13 protein-coding genes are annotated in these 17,171 nt (G+C 69.0%); 9 read left to right on the forward strand and 4 right to left on the reverse strand.

What is annotated here, in order from left to right:
• Positions 1–76 precede the first annotated feature (76 nt).
• Positions 77–1,354 (forward strand): MFS transporter, encoded by a 1,278-nt coding sequence (locus ACFVYS_RS14250; protein WP_389501926.1) that lies wholly within the window; start codon positions 77–79, stop codon positions 1,352–1,354.
• A gap of 114 nt (positions 1,355–1,468) precedes the next feature.
• Entirely contained in the window at positions 1,469–1,966 is a 498-nt protein-coding gene (locus ACFVYS_RS14255) for a hypothetical protein (RefSeq protein WP_389501928.1), read from the forward strand.
• Between the two features lie 342 nt (positions 1,967–2,308).
• Here the strand turns inward: ACFVYS_RS14255 and ACFVYS_RS14260 are convergent, their stop codons facing one another.
• Positions 2,309–3,775: a CCA tRNA nucleotidyltransferase gene (locus ACFVYS_RS14260; protein ID WP_389501930.1), complete on the reverse strand. Its 1,467-nt coding sequence runs from the start codon at positions 3,773–3,775 to the stop codon at positions 2,309–2,311.
• Between the two features lie 256 nt (positions 3,776–4,031).
• Here ACFVYS_RS14260 and ACFVYS_RS14265 point away from each other — a divergent pair, with 256 nt between their 5' ends.
• The 7 genes from ACFVYS_RS14265 (at position 4,032) to trxA (ending at position 13,823) form a co-directional block, all read left to right on the forward strand.
• A complete protein-coding gene (locus ACFVYS_RS14265) occupies positions 4,032–6,464 on the forward strand; it encodes a DUF6049 family protein (RefSeq protein WP_389501932.1) in 2,433 nt (810 codons plus the stop codon).
• Positions 6,465–6,508: 44 nt separating this feature from the next.
• Positions 6,509–8,788: a murein biosynthesis integral membrane protein MurJ gene (murJ, locus tag ACFVYS_RS14270; protein WP_389501934.1), complete on the forward strand. Its 2,280-nt coding sequence runs from the start codon at positions 6,509–6,511 to the stop codon at positions 8,786–8,788.
• A 137-nt stretch (positions 8,789–8,925) separates the two neighbouring features.
• Entirely contained in the window at positions 8,926–10,641 is a 1,716-nt protein-coding gene (locus ACFVYS_RS14275) for a protein kinase family protein (RefSeq protein WP_389501936.1), read from the forward strand.
• Between the two features lie 27 nt (positions 10,642–10,668).
• Complete coding sequence (gene sigM, locus ACFVYS_RS14280; RefSeq protein WP_389501938.1) at positions 10,669–11,394, forward strand: RNA polymerase sigma factor SigM; 726 nt, start codon at positions 10,669–10,671, stop codon at positions 11,392–11,394.
• Positions 11,391–12,302 (forward strand): hypothetical protein, encoded by a 912-nt coding sequence (locus tag ACFVYS_RS14285; protein WP_389501940.1) that lies wholly within the window; start codon positions 11,391–11,393, stop codon positions 12,300–12,302. The genes sigM and ACFVYS_RS14285 overlap by 4 nt, the downstream gene beginning before the upstream one ends.
• 177 nt (positions 12,303–12,479) lie before the next feature.
• On the forward strand, positions 12,480–13,448 hold the full coding sequence (gene trxB, locus ACFVYS_RS14290) for a thioredoxin-disulfide reductase (protein ID WP_389501942.1): 969 nt from the start codon (positions 12,480–12,482) through the stop codon (positions 13,446–13,448).
• A gap of 42 nt (positions 13,449–13,490) precedes the next feature.
• Complete coding sequence (gene trxA / locus ACFVYS_RS14295) at positions 13,491–13,823, forward strand: thioredoxin (RefSeq protein ID WP_389501944.1); 333 nt, start codon at positions 13,491–13,493, stop codon at positions 13,821–13,823.
• A 91-nt stretch (positions 13,824–13,914) separates the two neighbouring features.
• On the opposite strand, the gene ACFVYS_RS14300 is transcribed toward trxA, so the two are convergent.
• The 3 genes from ACFVYS_RS14300 to ACFVYS_RS14310 form a co-directional block, all read right to left on the reverse strand.
• Positions 13,915–14,532: a GNAT family N-acetyltransferase gene (locus ACFVYS_RS14300; RefSeq protein ID WP_054242119.1), complete on the reverse strand. Its 618-nt coding sequence runs from the start codon at positions 14,530–14,532 to the stop codon at positions 13,915–13,917.
• 327 nt (positions 14,533–14,859) lie between these two features.
• Positions 14,860–15,960: a ParB/RepB/Spo0J family partition protein gene (locus tag ACFVYS_RS14305; RefSeq protein ID WP_389501946.1), complete on the reverse strand. Its 1,101-nt coding sequence runs from the start codon at positions 15,958–15,960 to the stop codon at positions 14,860–14,862.
• Positions 15,957–17,030 carry an AAA family ATPase gene (locus ACFVYS_RS14310; protein WP_078615788.1) on the reverse strand — a complete coding sequence of 358 codons (1,074 nt, stop codon included), beginning with the start codon at positions 17,028–17,030 and terminating at the stop codon, positions 15,957–15,959. Before ACFVYS_RS14310 ends, ACFVYS_RS14305 begins: the two co-directional genes overlap by 4 nt.
• Positions 17,031–17,171 lie beyond the last annotated feature (141 nt).

The raw sequence follows: 17,171 nt of genomic DNA on the forward strand, positions 1-17,171 counted from the left end.
TCGCTCCTGCCAGGGCTGAGAAGGGTCCCCGGGTCACCTGACCCGGGGACCCTCCCCGTATGTGAGGCTGTCCCCCATGGCCGTCGTCCGTGATCTGCGCGTCCTGCTGCGCTTCGGGAACTTCCGGCGACTGCTCGCGGTGCGGCTGCTCTCCCAGTGCGCGGACGGCGTCTACCAGGTCGCGCTCGCCACCTATGTCGTCTTCTCCCCGGAGAAACAGACCTCCGCCGGCGCGATCGCCTCCGCCATGGCGGTCCTGCTGCTGCCGTACTCCCTCGTCGGCCCCTTCGCCGGCGTCCTGCTGGACCGCTGGCGCCGCCGACAGGTCTTCCTCTACGGCAACCTGCTGCGCGCTCTGCTGGCCTTCGTGACGGCCGCCCTGATGATCGGCCATGTCCCCGACTGGCTCTTCTACGTCTCCGCGCTGTGCGTCACCGCGGTCAACCGCTTCGTCCTCGCCGGCCTTTCGGCGGCCCTGCCGCGCGTCGTCGACGGCGAGCGCCTGGTGATGGCCAACTCCCTTTCCCCGACCGCCGGAACGCTGGCGGCGGTCGCGGGCGGCGGTCTCGCCTTCGTCGTCCGGCTGGTGGCGGCGGACTCCGACGCCGCCGTGGTGCTGCTGGGCTGCGCGCTGTATCTGTCCGCCGCGCTCGCTTCCCTGGCCATGGCCGCGGATCTGCTCGGGCCCGACCGTGATCTGGTCCAGCCCCGGCTGACGAGCGCGCTCAGAGGCACCGCCCGCGGCCTTTCGGCGGGCCTGCGTCACCTGGCCGAGCCGCAGCGCCGGGAGGCCGCCTGGGCGCTCGGCTCGATCTCGCTGATGCGGTTCTGCTACGGCGCCCTGACCGTCATGGTGCTGATGCTGTGCCGGTACGCCTGGTCGTCCGACCCGGACGACGGGCTGGCCCTGTTGGGGCTGGCGGTAGGAGTCTCCGGCGTGGGCTTCTTCGTCGCCGCGGTGGTCACCCCGTCGGCTGCGGGACGACTGGGCCCGGCACGCTGGATCGTCGTCTGCTCCGCGGCCGCCGCGGTCCTGGTACTCGCCCTCATGCCGCCGTTCACCCAGGTCACCACGTTCGTCGCGGCCTTCGTGCTGGGGCTCGTCACCCAGGGCGCGAAGATCGCCACCGACACCATCGTCCAGTCGTCCGTGCAGGACGGCTTCCGCGGCCGGATCTTCTCTCTCTACGACGTCCTGTTCAACGTCGCTTTCGTCGGCGCCGCGGCCGTCGCCGCACTGATGCTGCCCCCTGACGGACGTTCCACCGCATTGGTGGTCACGATCGCCGTTATCTACGGCGCAATTGCTACCGCTATGGCCCGCTTTGAACGTCGGACAGTGTCACATCAATGACACAGACTCCGGCTCTGGCTACAGGGTTGTCAGTGGGGGCCGGTAACTTACGTGAGTCTTACTTCGCGAGTGATTTCGCGCCACACGTCTAAAGTTTTCTAGGGGGACCTCCAAGTGTCGACTCCGCCTCCTCAGGGCCAGAACCCGTTCGCGCAGCAGGGCCAGCAGCCCTACGGCCAGCCCCAGGGCCAGGCGCCGTACCCGCCGCAGCCCGGCTACCCGCAGCCGGGCGCCGCTCCCTACGGTGCGGTCCCGCCGGAGCAGCCCCGCCGCAAGGTCAGCTTCAAGCTGATCAAGAACGTCGTCATCGTTCTCGCTGTCATCGGCGTGGGCATCGCCGCCTACATATCCAGCCAGGACGACGCCAACACGGCGGCAGTCGGCGACTGCATGCACCGAGGCAGCAGCAGCGACGACAACCCCGACCTCGAGGTCGTCAAGTGCGACTCCTCGCAGGCGCAGTACATCGTGCTGGCGAAGGTCAAGGGCACGTACACCGCGCTCACGGCCGACAGCAAGTGCGAGGAGAAGGCCAAGGACTTCCAGTACTCGTACACCGAGACCGGTGACGGCAGTAACTTCCTGCTCTGCCTGAAGGACTACACGAAGTAAGGCAGCTGCACCAAGGCGGTGTTTCACGTGAAACATCCCCGCGAGCACCGCAAGAGCGCCGCATCGGACTCATCCGATGCGGCGCTCTTGCGTATTCGGAGCGTCTCAAGGAGAGGGCGAAGAAGTCTCCCTCGGCACGCAGCACGGCACGCAGCAGCTCTGCGAGCGCGGCGGCAGCTGCGTCGGTGGCCACACCGCCATAGCCACCATCCTGTGGAACGTCAGCGCCGTCGTTTCGGGTGGCACCGTCCAGTTCGACAAGAAGCAGACGCTCACCGCCAACCGCCACGGCAGCAAGGAGGGCGGCCGTGTTTCACGTGAAACACGGCCGCCCTCTCAGCCTCAGTCCTGCTCGGACCACCACTCCTTGAGCGCCGCTACCGCTGCGTCGTGCTCCATCGGCCCGTTCTCCAGGCGCAGTTCCAACAGGTGCTTGTACGCCTTGCCGATGGCAGGCCCGGGGCCGACGCCCAGGATCTCCATGATCTGGTTGCCGTCGAGGTCGGGACGGATCGCGTCCAGCTCCTCCCGCTCCTTCAGCTGGGAGATGCGCTCCTCCAGCCCGTCGTACGCCCGCGAGAGCGCGGCCGCCCTGCGCTTGTTCCGCGTCGTGCAGTCCGAGCGGGTCAGCTTGTGCAGGCGGTCGAGGAGCGGTCCCGCGTCCCGCACATAGCGACGCACGGCGGAGTCCGTCCACTCACCGGTGCCGTACCCGTGGAAGCGCAGGTGGAGTTCGACCAGTCGGGAGACGTCCTTCACCAGCTCGTTGGAGTACTTCAGAGCCGTCATGCGCTTCTTCGTCATCTTCATGCCGACCACCTCGTGGTGGTGGAACGAGACGCGGCCGTCGTTCTCGAAGCGGCGGGTGCGCGGCTTGCCGATGTCGTGCAGCAGCGCGGCCAGCCGCAGAACCAGGTCGGGGCCGTTCTCCTCCAGGGCGATCGCCTGCTCGAGGACGATCAAGGTGTGTTCGTAGACGTCCTTGTGCCGGTGGTGTTCGTCGCTCTCCAGCCGCAGGGCGGGCAGCTCGGGCAGCACGTGGTCGGCGATGCCGGTGTCGACCAGCAGCGACAGCCCCTTGCGCGGGTTCGCGGAAAGGATCAGCTTGTTCAGCTCGTCCCGTACCCGCTCGGCGGAGACGATCTCGATGCGGCCGGCCATCTCCTTCATCGCCGTGACGACCTCGGGGTCGACCTCGAAGTCGAGCTGGGCGGCGAAGCGGGCGGCGCGCATCATGCGCAGCGGGTCGTCCGAGAAGGACTCCTCCGGCGTACCCGGGGTGCGCAGCACACGCGCCTCAAGGTCCTCGAGGCCACCGTGCGGGTCGATGAACTCCTTCTCGGGAAGCGCCACGGCCATGGCGTTCACGGTGAAGTCACGCCGGACGAGGTCCTGCTCGATGGAGTCGCCGTACGAGACCTCGGGCTTGCGCGAGGTGCGGTCGTAGGCCTCCGACCGGTAGGTGGTGACCTCGATCTCGAAGCATCGATCGACGTCACCGACGCGGGCGTCCTTCTGGACCCCGACGGTGCCGAACGCGATCCCGACCTCCCACACGGCGTCCGCCCATGGCCGGACGATCTTCAGTACGTCCTCGGGGCGGGCGTCCGTCGTGAAGTCGAGGTCATTGCCGAGCCGGCCGAGCAGCGCGTCCCGGACCGAGCCGCCGACCAGGGCGAGAGAGAACCCGGCCTCCTGGAAACGGCGGGCGAGGTCGTCGGCGACAGGGGCGACCCGCAGCAGTTCACTGACCGCGCGGTGCTGCACCTGGCTCAGGACGCTGAGATTGTCTTCGTTGGCGTTCGGCACAACAGAAGAGGGTACGTGGCCCGGCCGACCCGGGGCGCCCTGATTTGGGTCAGCGGACATCACTCTCGATAGCCGGTCAATCCGGTTTCTTGATGCCTATACGTCCACTCCCTCTCATACGCATAGATAGCGGACGATCCGACAGGCTTTCACGATCTTGTGGAGCAGTCCGCGGCACTTCCCCTCAGCGCGCATCGTTACCATGCGTGGACGCACATTCCGACGACCACTGACGACGACGAGGGACGGCGAACGCGTGGCCGAGGCGGCAGACTTTCCGGGGATGACTCCCTCACCTGCCCGCCGGTGGCTGCGGCGCACCGGCACACTGCTCGCCGGGGCGCCCCTGCTGGCCGGTCTTCTCCAGCTGCCCGCCGCCCCCGCGCAGGCCGCCGGCCAGACCTCCGCCAAGGAGGCCTCCGACGCCGGCACGGTCGCCGTCACCGTCGACTCGCTCAGCCCCGCCGCTCCCACCGACGGGGACACCCTGACGGTCTCCGGCACGGTGACCAACAACGGCAAGCAGGCGGTCACCGACGCGCACGTGGGTCTGCAAGTGGGTTCCGCTCTCACCACCCGCTCGGCGATCGACAGTGCCTCCAAGCGCGCGGACGCCCTCTCCGGCAATGAGGGCTCCGAGGTGGGCGGCAAGTACGTAGCCGAGTTCGCCAAGCTCACACCGGGCGTGTCCGAGCACTTCAGCATCTCCGTCCCGGTCGACAAGCTCGACCTGGACGACGACGGCGTCTACCCGCTCGGTGTCTCCCTCGCGGGCGAGACGGCCGCGCGGCCGTGGGAGCAGGTGCTGGGCGTCCAGCGGACCTTCCTGCCGTGGCAGCCCGAGGAGGCGGACACCCCGACCAGGACGACGGTGCTGTGGCCGCTGGTCTCCACCGTCCACATGTCGGCGGAGACCGGTTCCAACGCGCAGCAGACGCCGGTCTTCCTCAACGACGACCTGGCCAAGGAGCTCTCGCCCGGTGGTCGCCTGGAGCAGCTTCTGAGCCTGGGCAAGGAGCTCGACGTCACCTGGGTGATCGACCCTGACCTGCTGGCGTCCGTCGACGCCATGACCGGCACCTACCGGGTCCGGGGCGACGGGGACACCACCACGGCCGGCACCCACCAGGCGGTCGCCAAGCAGTGGCTCGACGATCTTCAGGAGGCGGTGCTCGGCAAGGAGGTCGTGGCGCTGCCCTTCGCCGATCCCGACCTGGCCTCGCTCGCCCACAACGGCACCGGCGTCGCCGGCTCCCTGAGCCAGCTCAAGGCGGCCACCGACGTCGCCGCCACCACGGTGGAGACCGTGCTCCATGTGACCCCGAACACCGACTTCGCCTGGCCCGTCGACGGCGCCGTCGACCCGTCGATCGTCAAGGTCGCCACCTCGGCAGGCGCCGACAAGGTGATCGCGCGCAGCGACAGCCTCACGGAGAACGGCGATCTCACGTACACCCCCTCCGCGGCCCGGCCGATCGGCGGCGGCACCACGGCGGTGGTCGCGGACGCACGGCTGTCGACGGCGTTCAAGGGCGATCTGACCATGGCCTCCACCTCCACGCTCGCCGTGCAGGAGTTCCTCGCGCAGAGCCTGGCCCTGAACCTGCAGACGGGCAAGCAGCGCAGCGCCGTCGTCGCCCCGCAGCGCATGCCGACCACGAGCCAGGCCCGGTCGCTGGCGGAGGCCGTCAGCACCCTCCAGGGCGGCACCTGGTCGCAGTCCCAGCAGCTCGCGGCAGCCGCCAAGGCCAAGCCCGACCCGGGCGCCACCACGAAGGTGCCGTCGAGGTCGGCGTACCCCTCCTCGCTGCGCAAGCAGGAGCTGCCCCGGTCGGCTTTCGAGCAGATCGCGTACACGCAGGACAAACTCGACAACTTCAAGGTGATCCTCGCCAACGAGGCCCGGGTGGTGACCCCCTTCGGGCGGGCCATGAACCGTGAGATGTCCACGTCCTGGCGGGGCCGGAGCACCGCCGCGAACTCGTTCCGTCAGGGTGTGCAGGCCTATCTCGACACCCTCACCGGCCAGGTCAAACTGATCGACAAGTCCGAGACCAAGCTCTCCGGACGAAGCGCCACGATCCCGGTGACCGTGCAGAACAACCTGGTGCAGGGCGTCGACCACCTGGTCCTGCGGCTCACCTCGAAGAACCCGACCCGCCTCGAGATCTCCGACGAGGCCTACGCCGAGCAGTCGGTGACGGTCTCCGGCGGGCACACGTCGACGGTGAAGTTCACCACGTCCGCCAAGGTCAACGGCCAGACGACGGTGGTTGCCCAGCTGTACACCGAGGACGGCCAGAAGTACGGCGAAGCGGTCGCCTTCGACGTGCGGGTCACCGAGATCACGGCCACGGTGATGCTGGTCATCGGCGGCGGAGTCCTGCTGCTCGTGCTGGCCGGCTTCCGGATGTACACCCAGCGCAAGCGCGCCGCGGCCCGGGAAACGGAAGCGACCGACGAGACCGAAGAAGATCGCGAGGACGGTGCCGAAGGCGAGAACGGTGCCGACGGGGCGAGCGAGCCCGCCGACGGCCCGGAGAACGCCAAGGACCGGGAGAATCGGCCCGAGAAAGAGTCCGGCGGCCGAGCAGGGGCAGCCGACCCGGGGCAGCCGAGTGACGAGACACCGGACACCGCAGTGGAAAGCGCCGACCCGTCCGGCACGGGTGAGAGAGTGGACCGTTGAGGAAGTCGTGGCCGGTTGGCCCGGGACGATGAGGTGGGGTAACCATGAACGCGCCGTACGACGGTGACCGCGGCCAGGCCGCGGGCGGCTCGGGCCACCCCGAGGGCCCGCCGCCCGAGCCTGGCCAGGTGCCGCCGCAGCACCCGGCGGACATGTACCTCCAGGACGCCTACGACCAGGACCCCTACCGGGCCCAGGACCTCACCGCGCAGGACCCGGTCGCCGAGGCGCTCTACGACCGTGCCGCGCACCCCCCGCCGCCACCGGGCATGCAGCAGCCGCAGCAGCCGCTGTACGGGCGGCCCCCGCAGTCCCCGTACGCCCCCGACCCGCGGATGTGGGCCCAGACCCCGGCGCCCGAGCCGGAGGGCCCCACCCAGTACCTGCCGTACGGCGACGACCCCCGTACGACGCAGTTCGTGGGCGTGGACGACCTGGTCACGCACTCCAGCGAGGAGCAGCACCCGCCCGACGCCTTCGCCCACCTCTTCCGGGACCAGCAGCAGGGCGGCGCCCGCTCCGCGGAGTCCCCGTCGGTACCCGGCCCGGCGCCCGCTCCGGGCGGGCAGGGAGCGGTACCGGCGTACCAGGCTCCGGTGGCCGCGTCGTCCGCGGCAGAGCAGACCATGAACCTCATGGCCACGCCGGCCGCGCCCCCCGCCGCTCCCGCCGCAGCCGCAGCCGCCAAGAAGGGCGGGCGCGCCGGTGGCCTGCTGAAGTCCAGCGCCGTCATGGCGGCGGGCACGATGGTGTCCCGCCTCACCGGCTTCGTCCGCTCCGCGCTGATCGTCTCGGCGCTGGGCGTCGGTCTGCTCGGCGACACCTTCCAGGTCGCCTACCAGCTGCCCACGATGATCTACATCCTGACTGTCGGCGGCGGCCTCAACTCGGTCTTCGTGCCGCAGCTCGTGCGGGCCATGAAGGAGGACGAGGACGGCGGCGAGGCGTACGCCAACCGCCTGCTCACGCTGGTCATGGTGGCGCTCGGCCTGCTCACGGTCGGCGCGGTCGCCGCGGCGCCCGTACTGATCCGCCTCCTGTCCGACTCGGTCGCCAGCGATCCGGCGGCCAACGAGGTCGGCATCACGTTCGTCCGCTACTTCCTGCCCTCGATCTTCTTCATGGGTGTCCATGTGGTGATGGGGCAGATCCTCAACGCGCGCGAAAAGTTCGGCGCGATGATGTGGACGCCGGTCCTCAACAACATCGTCATCATCGTGACGCTGGGCATGTTCATCTGGGTCTACGGCACCGCCGCCGACTCCGGCATGAAGGTCACGACCATCCCGCCGGAGGGCGAGCGGCTCCTCGGCATCGGGGTTCTGCTCGGCCTCGTCGTGCAGGCCCTCGCCATGATCCCGTACCTGCGCGAGACCGGTTTCCGGCTGCGGCTGCGCTTCGACTGGAAGGGCCACGGCCTCGGCAAGGCGGCGACCCTCGCGAAGTGGACCGTCCTGTTCGTCCTGGCCAACCAGGCCGGCGCGCTCGTCGTCACCCAACTGTCCACGTCGGCGGGCAAGGACTCGCCGGTCGACGGCACCGGCTTCTCCGCCTACGCCAACGCCCAGCTGATCTGGGGACTGCCACAGGCCATCATCACCGTCTCCCTGATGGCCGCCCTGCTGCCCCGCATCTCCCGCTCGGCGGCCGAGGGCGACGCCGGCGCGGTCCGCGACGACATCTCCCAGGGCCTGCGCACCACGGCCGTCGCGATCGTCCCGATCGCCTTCGGTTTCCTCGCACTCGGCATCCCGATGTGCACGCTGATCTTCGGTTCCTCCGGCACCAACGAGGCCACGAACATGGGCTTCATGCTGATGGCCTTCGGCCTCGGCCTGATCCCCTACTCCGTGCAGTACGTCGTGCTGCGTGCCTTCTACGCCTACGAGGACACCCGGACCCCCTTCTACAACACCGTCATCGTGGCCGCGGTCAACGCGAGCGCCTCGGCGATCTGTTACTTCGTCCTGCCCTCCCGCTGGGCCGTGGTCGGCATGGCGGCCTCCTACGGCCTGGCGTACGCGATCGGCGTCGGTGTCGCCTGGAACCGGCTGCGCAAGCGGCTCGGCGGCGACCTGGACGGCTCCCATGTCCTGCGGACCTACGCCCGACTGTGCATCGCCTCCGTCCCGGCCGCCCTGATCAGCGGCGCGGCCTGCTACGGCATCGGCCACAGCCTGGGCCAGGGCGTCCTGGGTTCCTTTGCCGCGCTGCTGGCCGGCGGGGTCCTGCTGTTCGGCATCTTCTTCGTCGCCGCCCGCCGCATGCGCATCGAGGAGCTCAATTCGCTCGTCGGCATGGTTCGCGGACGCCTGGGTCGCTGAGTCAGGGGGTAGGCGCACAACCATCGTCCGCCGCCGCGTGTCGTGCATAGCGGCGGACTGTGGGCACAATTGGGTTCGGCGTCGCACGGCGCGCACGAGGTCGGACGCGCGCACTGAATGGGGAGGCAGGAACGACGGTGGCGGAACGGAGCACAGCTGCCGTCGACGTGGCAGACAACAGCGGCGACAAGCCGCTGACCGCACAAGCGGACCAGTCCACGGCCGACGGGGTGGTCAAGAACCGGGAGCAGGACACGGACAGCGACGAGGCACAGGGGAGCGGCGGGGCGGAGCGTCCCGGGAAGGCCTCACCGCCGGAACTGCACAGTGGTCACAAGCTCGCCAGGCGCTATCGCCTCGAAGAGTGCGTCACCCGTCTGGACGGTTTCAGCAGTTGGCGTGCGGTCGACGAGAAACTCCGTCGTGCCGTGGGCGTCCATATCCTGCCCGCGGACCACACCCGGGCCCGTTCGGTACTGGCAGCGGCCCGCTCGTCCGCCCTGCTCGGAGATCCCCGGTTCGTCCAAGTACTGGACGCCGTCGAGGAGAACGACCTCGTCTACGTGGTCCATGAGTGGCTGCCCGACGCCACCGAGCTGACCGCGTTGCTCGCGGCCGGCCCGCTGGAGCCGCACGACGCCTACCAGATGGTGAGTCAGATCGCCTCCGCCATGGCCGCCGCCCACCGCGAAGGCCTGGCGCATCTGCGTCTGAACCCCAACGCCGTTCTGCGCACCTCCTCGGGCCAGTGGCGCATCCGCGGTCTTGCGGTGAACGCCGCCCTGCGCGGTGTCACCACCGACACCCCTCAACGCACCGACACCGAGGCGATCGGCGCCCTGCTGTACGCGGCGCTCACCCAGCGCTGGCCCTACGAGAACGACGCCTACGGGCTCTCGGGGCTGCCCAAGGACATCGGTCTGATCGCCCCCGACCAGGTGCGCGCCGGCGTCCACCGGGGTCTGTCGGAGCTGTCGATGCGCGCCCTCGTCAACGACGGGGCGACCGCCTCCCGGCACGAGGCCGCCTGCACGACGCCGGAGGAGCTGGTGAAGGCGATCGGTGAGATGCCCCGCATCCGCCCGCCGGAGCCCGCGTTCACCGCCCCGCCCGAGTACCAGCGCACGACGTACCAGCAGGGCACCTACGGCCGTCCCTCGCCACACGCGGGCGCCACCCCGCAGCTGGCGACCCCGCCGCCCCCGCTGCAGAGCCGCACCGGCAAGGCACTGAAGTGGGCGGTCTCCGCCCTCCTCATCGCCGCCCTCGGCCTGGGCAGCTGGCAGCTGGCTGACGCCCTGATGGACCAGAGCCAGTCCGACGACACCAACCAGACGCAGACGACGGACGAGGGCGACAAGAACAGCACCGCGCCCAAGCCCGTCAAGACGCTCAAGATCCACGATGCCGCCGAGTACTACCCGGACGGCACCCCTCAGCACGCCGACGACGCCAAGCTCACCTACGACGGTGACGCCTCCACGTACTGGCGGTCGCGCTCCTTCGACGACGGGCCCGTACTCGCGCCGTTCAAGAAGGGCGTGGGCATCGTCTACGACCTCGGCTCCGAGCAGAGCGTTTCAGCGGCCTCGATAGGACTTCACTACGGCGGCAACTACACCGCCGCGAGCCTCTACGCAGCCGATTCGCTCTCGTCGTCGGCCTCACTCGAGTCCATGACGAAGATCGCCGACGCCCGGACGTCCGGACAGGAACTGAAGATCTCCGCCAAGACACCGGTGAAGACGCGGTACGTTCTCGTATGGATCACCGCCGCGCCGCAAGCGCCGGGCGACCAGTACAGCGACCCCGGCTACAAGCAGGCCATCACCGACGTGAAGTTCACGGGCTGACGTCCCACCGAAGGGGGAGGGGGTCCGATGGCGGAAGGCGCCGGATATGACGGAGCGAGCGACCAGGACCTCCTCACCCGCCACGTAGAGGGCGATCCCGACGCCTTCGGTGAGCTCGTACGGCGCCACCGCGACCGACTCTGGGCGGTGGCGCTGCGCACGCTGGGAGACCGCGAGGAGGCCGCTGACGCCGTCCAGGACGCCCTCGTGTCCGCCTACCGGGCCGCCCACACCTTCCGCGGCCAGTCCGCCGTCACCACCTGGCTGCACCGCATCACGGTGAACGCCTGTCTGGACCGCGCCCGCAAAGCGGCTTCCCGCAAGACCTCACCGGTCGACGACACCGAGCGACTGGAGCAGCTGCTCGAGCCGCACGAATCGGCGTCCGCGCCCGTCGAACGCAACGACCTGCACCGCCAGCTCCTCGAAGCGCTCGGCACCCTGCCTCCCGACCAGCGAGCCGCCCTCGTCCTCGTGGACATGCAGGGCTACCCGGTCGCCGAGGCCGCCCGCGTCCTCGATGTGCCGACCGGGACGGTGAAGAGCCGCTGCGCCCGGGGCAGAGCCAGACTCCTCCCGCTCCTCACCCATCTGCGGCCGGCCGGCACCGGCGGCGCCAGAGAAAACGGCACAGGACGGAACCGGGCGCAGGGGACATCCGTCCCACCGGCAGCGGAACCTCGGGACGAGGGGCCGGGCAACGCCGGGACAGGCGATTCAGCTGCTGTGAAGGGCGGAGGTGGGCGAGCGTGACCTCGACGAAGGACACGACCGGGCATCCGGACGTCGCGGAGATCTCCGACCTCACCGAGGGTTTGCTCGCTCCCTCCCGGAGCGCCGACGTACGTCGGCATCTGGACGCCTGCGAGCTCTGCGCGGACGTCCAAGCCTCCCTCGAGGAGATCCGCAGCCTCCTGGGCACCCTCCCCAGCCCACCCCGCATGCCGGACGATGTCGCCCACCGCATCGATGCCGCACTCGCCGCCGAGGCACTGCTGAACGCCACGGTGCCGGAGAACGCGGACACCTCGCCGTCGGCCGACGCGGTCGCGACCGACACCGACGCGCTCCATGTTTCACGTGAAACAACGACGGCGACGGACCGACCCGCCGGGCGCGCCCACGCCGCCACCGGCCCGGGCCGCAAGGACCGCAAGCGGGGCGGCCGCCGCAGGATCGCCGTCCTCGGGGCGGTCCTCACCGTCGCGGCGCTGGGACTCGGTTCCGTCCTGGTGTCGTCGCTCACGGACGGCGCGGGGCCGGGCACTTCGGCTCATCAGTCGACCAGGCCGGACACCTTCTCCGCGAGCGGGCTGGAGGGGCAGGTCACCGATCTCCTCGCCAAGGCCACGGGCTCCCGTGGCGCGCACAGCCTGGGCATCCAAGGCCAATCCGACGCCGCGTCACCCGGTGACCAATCGCCCAAGATCCTCCGGCAGCCCGTGGTGCCTTCCTGCGTTCAGCAGGGCATCGGACGCAGCGACACGGCACTCGCCGTCGAGGACGGCACGTACCAGGGGAAGGACGCCCTTCTCGTCGTGCTGCCGGACACATCCGACAGCACGCGGATCGACGCCTACCTCATGGACAAGACCTGTGTGGATCATCCGGCGTCGAGTCCGGCGAAGGTTCTGCTGACGAACTCCTACACGCGTCACTGACGGCCGACGTCCCGTCCCGCTGCTGCGCCGTGTCCCCCCGTCATCCCCTACGGTGTGGTCCCTCCGTGTGCCCGGACACACCGGGAATGCACGCCCCTTAGGATCCGTTGGGTGGGGTGAGAGTCCAAGTAGCTCCCACCGCTCAACCGATGCAGTCCAGAGACGAGGAAACAAGCCGTGAGCGACGTCCGTAACGTGATCATCATCGGCTCCGGGCCCGCCGGCTACACCGCGGCGCTGTACACCGCGCGCGCGTCGCTGAAGCCGCTCGTGTTCGAAGGCGCCGTCACCGCGGGCGGCGCTCTGATGAACACCACCGAGGTGGAGAACTTCCCCGGCTTCCAGGACGGCATCATGGGCCCCGAGCTCATGGACAACATGCGCGCCCAGGCCGAGCGCTTCGGTGCCGAGCTGATCCCCGACGACATCGTCTCCGTCGACCTCACGGGCGAGATCAAGACCGTCACCGACACCGCGGGCACGATCCACCGGGCCAAGGCCGTCATCGTGACCACCGGCTCCCAGCACCGCAAGCTCGGCCTGCCGAACGAGGACGCCCTCTCCGGCCGTGGTGTCTCCTGGTGTGCCACCTGTGACGGCTTCTTCTTCAAGGACCAGGACATCGCCGTGATCGGCGGCGGCGACACCGCGATGGAGGAGGCCACCTTCCTCTCCCGCTTCGCCAAGTCCGTGACGATCGTCCACCGCCGGGAGACCCTGCGCGCCTCCAAGGCGATGCAGGAACGCGCCTTCGCCGACCCGAAGATCAAGTTCATCTGGGACAGCGAGGTCGCCGAGATCCAGGGCGACCCGAAGCTGGCCGGGCTGAAGCTGCGCAACCTCAAGACGGGTGAGCTCTCCGACCTTGCGGTGACCGGCCTCTTCATCGCGATCGGCCACGACCCGCGCACCGAGCTCTTCAAGGGTCAGCTCGACCTGGACGAGGAGGGCTACCTGAAGGTCGCCGCGCCCTCCACCCGGACGAACCAGACCGGTGTCTTCGCCGCCGGCGACGTGGTCGACCACACCTACCGCCAGGCGATCACTGCCGCCGGCACCGGCTGCTCCTCCGCTCTCGACGCAGAGCGCTACCTCGCCGCCCTCGCGGACGAGGAGCAGGCCGAGCCCGAGAAGACCGCCGTCTGACCCTCTCCCCGCCCCACCGCACAGAGAATTAAGGAGCCCCCTGTGGCCGGCACCCTGAAGAATGTGACCGACGCCGACTTCGAAGAGGTCGTCCTCAAGAGCGACAAGCCCGTCCTGGTGGACTTCTGGGCCGCATGGTGCGGTCCGTGCCGCCAGATCGCCCCCTCGCTCGAGGCCATCGCCGCCGAGCACGGCGACAAGATCGAGGTCGTCAAGCTCAACATCGACGAGAACCCGGGTACGGCCGCCAAGTACGGCGTCATGTCCATCCCGACACTGAACGTGTACCAGGGTGGCGAGGTCGCCAAGACCATCGTCGGCGCCAAGCCGAAGGCCGCGCTCGTGCGCGACCTGGAGAGCTTCATCTCCGAGTGACACGCTGAGCCGTCCCGTCGACGGCTGATGTTTCACGTGAAACACGAATGGGCCAGCCCCTCGGGGCTGGCCCATTGCGTGACCGAACTCTTCAGAGCGGGCGCAGCGCCGGCTCCTTCTGGACCGCGCCCAGCAACCGGTCGAGCGCCATCTCCACGTCTTCTTTCCAGGAGAGCGTGGTCCGCAGTTCCAGCCTCATCCGAGGATGCGCGGGATGGGGACGCACCGTCTTGAAGCCCACCGCCAGCAGATGGTCGGCCGGCAGGACACAGGCCGGCTCCTTCCAGCGTGCGTCGCCGAACGCCTCGATCGCCTTGAAGCCCCGCCGCAGCAGATCCTTGGCTACGGTCTGGACCATCACACGGCCAAGCCCCTGCCCCTGGTAGCCCGGCATGATGAACGCGGTCATCAACTGCACGGCATCCGGCGACACAGGGCTCGTGGGGAACGCGGTCGAGCGGGGAACGTAGGCGGGCGGCGCGTAGAGGACAAACCCCACGGGAACGTCGTCCACATAGACGACCCGGCCACACGACCCCCAGTCCAACAGGACAGCGGAGATCCAGGACTCCTTCTCCAGAGCGGGCGTACCCGCCCTTACCGCGGCCGCACTGCTGACGGGGTCCAGCTCCCAGAAGACACACGCCCGACAGCGCTTGGGTAGGTCTTGAAGGTTGTCCAGCGTGAGCGGTACGAGCCGACGCCCCATGAAGGCTGTTCCTCGCTTCCTTCGCTCGCAGCATCGCGAGCGGCTGTCAGAGCGCTCCGTTCCCTGAGCAGGCTGCCGACGAAGCCGCCGACCGCGCCCAGGCCCAGCCCGGCGCTCACCAGTCCGGTCCGGCTCATCGTTCGCATGGCCCCAGCCTCCCGCTCCGAGGTACTGCCAGGTGGATGCGCCACAACCTCATCGCATCGTATCCACGATGCGATTCCATCGATAGCGCCTGAAAGCAAAGAGCGAGCCGTGTTCCGGTACACACCGGACACGGCTCGCTCACAGGTCCCACGGCCGACAGGCGCTCGGCCAAGCCGCGGCTCAGTCTTCCGACTCCTCGGCGTCGCCGTCCACGAGGCCCTTCTGCAGGACGGGACCTTCACCGGGCGCGAGCGAGTCGAGGATGCGCTCCAGGTCCTCCATGGAGGCGAACTCGACGGTGATCTTGCCCTTTTTCTGGCCCAGGTCGACCTTCACCCGGGTTTCGAAGCGGTCCGAGAGCCGGGTCGCGAGGTCGGTCAGTGCCGGGGAGACCCGGCCGCCGGCCCTCGGCCCCTTGGCACGCTGAGCCGTCTGCGGACGCGAGCCCATGAGGGTCACGATCTCCTCGACGGCCCGTACGGAAAGTCCCTCGGCCACGATGCGGTGAGCCAGCCGGTCCTGCTCCTCCGAGTCATCGACCGAGAGAAGGGCCCGGGCGTGACCGGCGGAGAGCACTCCGGCCGCAACCCGGCGCTGAACAGCCGGCGAGAGCTTCAGCAGACGCAGCGTGTTGGAGACCTGCGGCCGGGATCGACCGATGCGGTCCGCCAGCTGGTCGTGCGTGCAGTTGAAGTCCTTCAGCAACTGGTCGTATGCGGCTGCCTCTTCCAGCGGGTTCAGCTGGGCCCGGTGGAGGTTCTCCAGCAGAGCATCCAGGAGAAGCTTCTCGTCATCCGTGGCCCGCACGATCGCGGGGATCGCCTCCAGGCCGGCCTCACGGCAGGCCCGGAAACGCCGCTCACCCATGATCAGCTCATAGCGCGCGGGGCCCAACTGGCGCACGACGACCGGCTGGAGCAGACCGACCTCCTTGATGGAGGTGATGAGCTCGTGCAGCGCGTCCTCGTCGAAGACCTCACGGGGCTGACGCGGGTTCGGCGCGATGTGCTCGAGGGGAATCTCGGCGAAGTGCGCGCCGACGGGCGGCGCGGGCATCTCCACGGAGCTGTTCGCCGACAGCTCCTCTGTTTCACGTGAAACAGGCAGCAGTGCGGCCACCTTCGCCGCTGCCACCCCGCGGTCGGTCGTCAGAACCGGCAGGGCTGCGGGGGACGCGGATCCTCCGCCTCCCAGCGCGGCTTGCGCCGGTGTCTTCTCCGTCGGGGCAGCAGGGATCAGTGCACCAAGACCGCGGCCCAGCCCCCTCCGTCGCTCACTCACTGAATGCCCTCCACCATGTTCGCGTTGTTCTGGGCGCCGATATGGGCGTGTGTCGCGTCGTAGCTGACCCCGACACCCCTCAGCGCCAGCTCTCGTGCTGCCTCAAGGTAGGAGAGAGCACCGCTCGATCCCGGATCGTAGGTCAGCACCGTCTGTCCATAGCTCGGCGCCTCGGAGATACGGACCGAGCGAGGAATGCTCGTCCGCAGTACCTCCTCCACGAAGTGGGTGCGCACCTCCTCCGCGACCTGCGACGCGAGGCGCGTCCGGCCGTCGTACATGGTGAGCAGAATGGTCGACACATGCAGGGTGGGATTGAGGTGTCCCCGCACCAGGTCGACGTTGCGCAGCAACTGTCCCAGACCTTCCAGCGCGTAGTACTCGCACTGGATCGGGATGAGGACCTCGGCGCCGGCCACCATCGCGTTGACCGTCAGCAGGCCGAGCGACGGCGGGCAGTCGATGAGGATGTAGTCCAGCGGCTGCTCGTAGGCCTGGATCGCTCGCTGGAGGCGGCTCTCACGTGCCACCAGGGACACCAACTCGATCTCCGCGCCGGCGAGATCGATCGTGGCGGGAGCACAGAAGAGGCCTTCTACATCAGGAACGGGCTGAACGACCTCCGCGAGCGGGCGACTGTCGACCAGCACGTCATAGATAGACGGAACCTCGGCGTGGTGGTCGATTCCCAGGGCTGTGGACGCGTTGCCCTGCGGGTCGAGGTCGACCACCAGGACTCGGCCACCGTGCAAGGCCAGGGAAGCGGCAAGGTTGACGGTCGTCGTCGTCTTGCCCACCCCGCCCTTCTGGTTGGCTACGACGATCACACGGGTCTGCTCAGGACGTGGCAGGCCCTCGCCGGCGCGGCCCAGAGCCTCCACCGCGAGTTGGGCAGCACGACCGATCGGGGTGTCGTCCATCGGGGGCGGTGTTTCACGTGAAACATCCTCCCCAAAGGACTCGGTACGGGGACCGGGGACCGGATCGGTCATCGGTCCCGCGATGTTGGCGTCGGACCGCAAGGATTCACTCTCCTCGACTTCAGGCTCGCAATGCACAGAGCCTCCCATGGCTGCGGGGTCGTGAACCAGTGAGGCCTGTTGTTCTGTGGAGAAATCCACCTCTGTGGACAACTCCCGTCCCTCATCGAGTGAACCGAGAGGCTTACGATCGCGGGGTTCGGCTGCGGCGCGACCGCGGCTGATGATGCC

The organism is Streptomyces sp. NPDC058295, from assembly GCF_042880655.1.
Lineage (GTDB): Bacteria > Actinomycetota > Actinomycetes > Streptomycetales > Streptomycetaceae > Streptomyces > Streptomyces coriariae.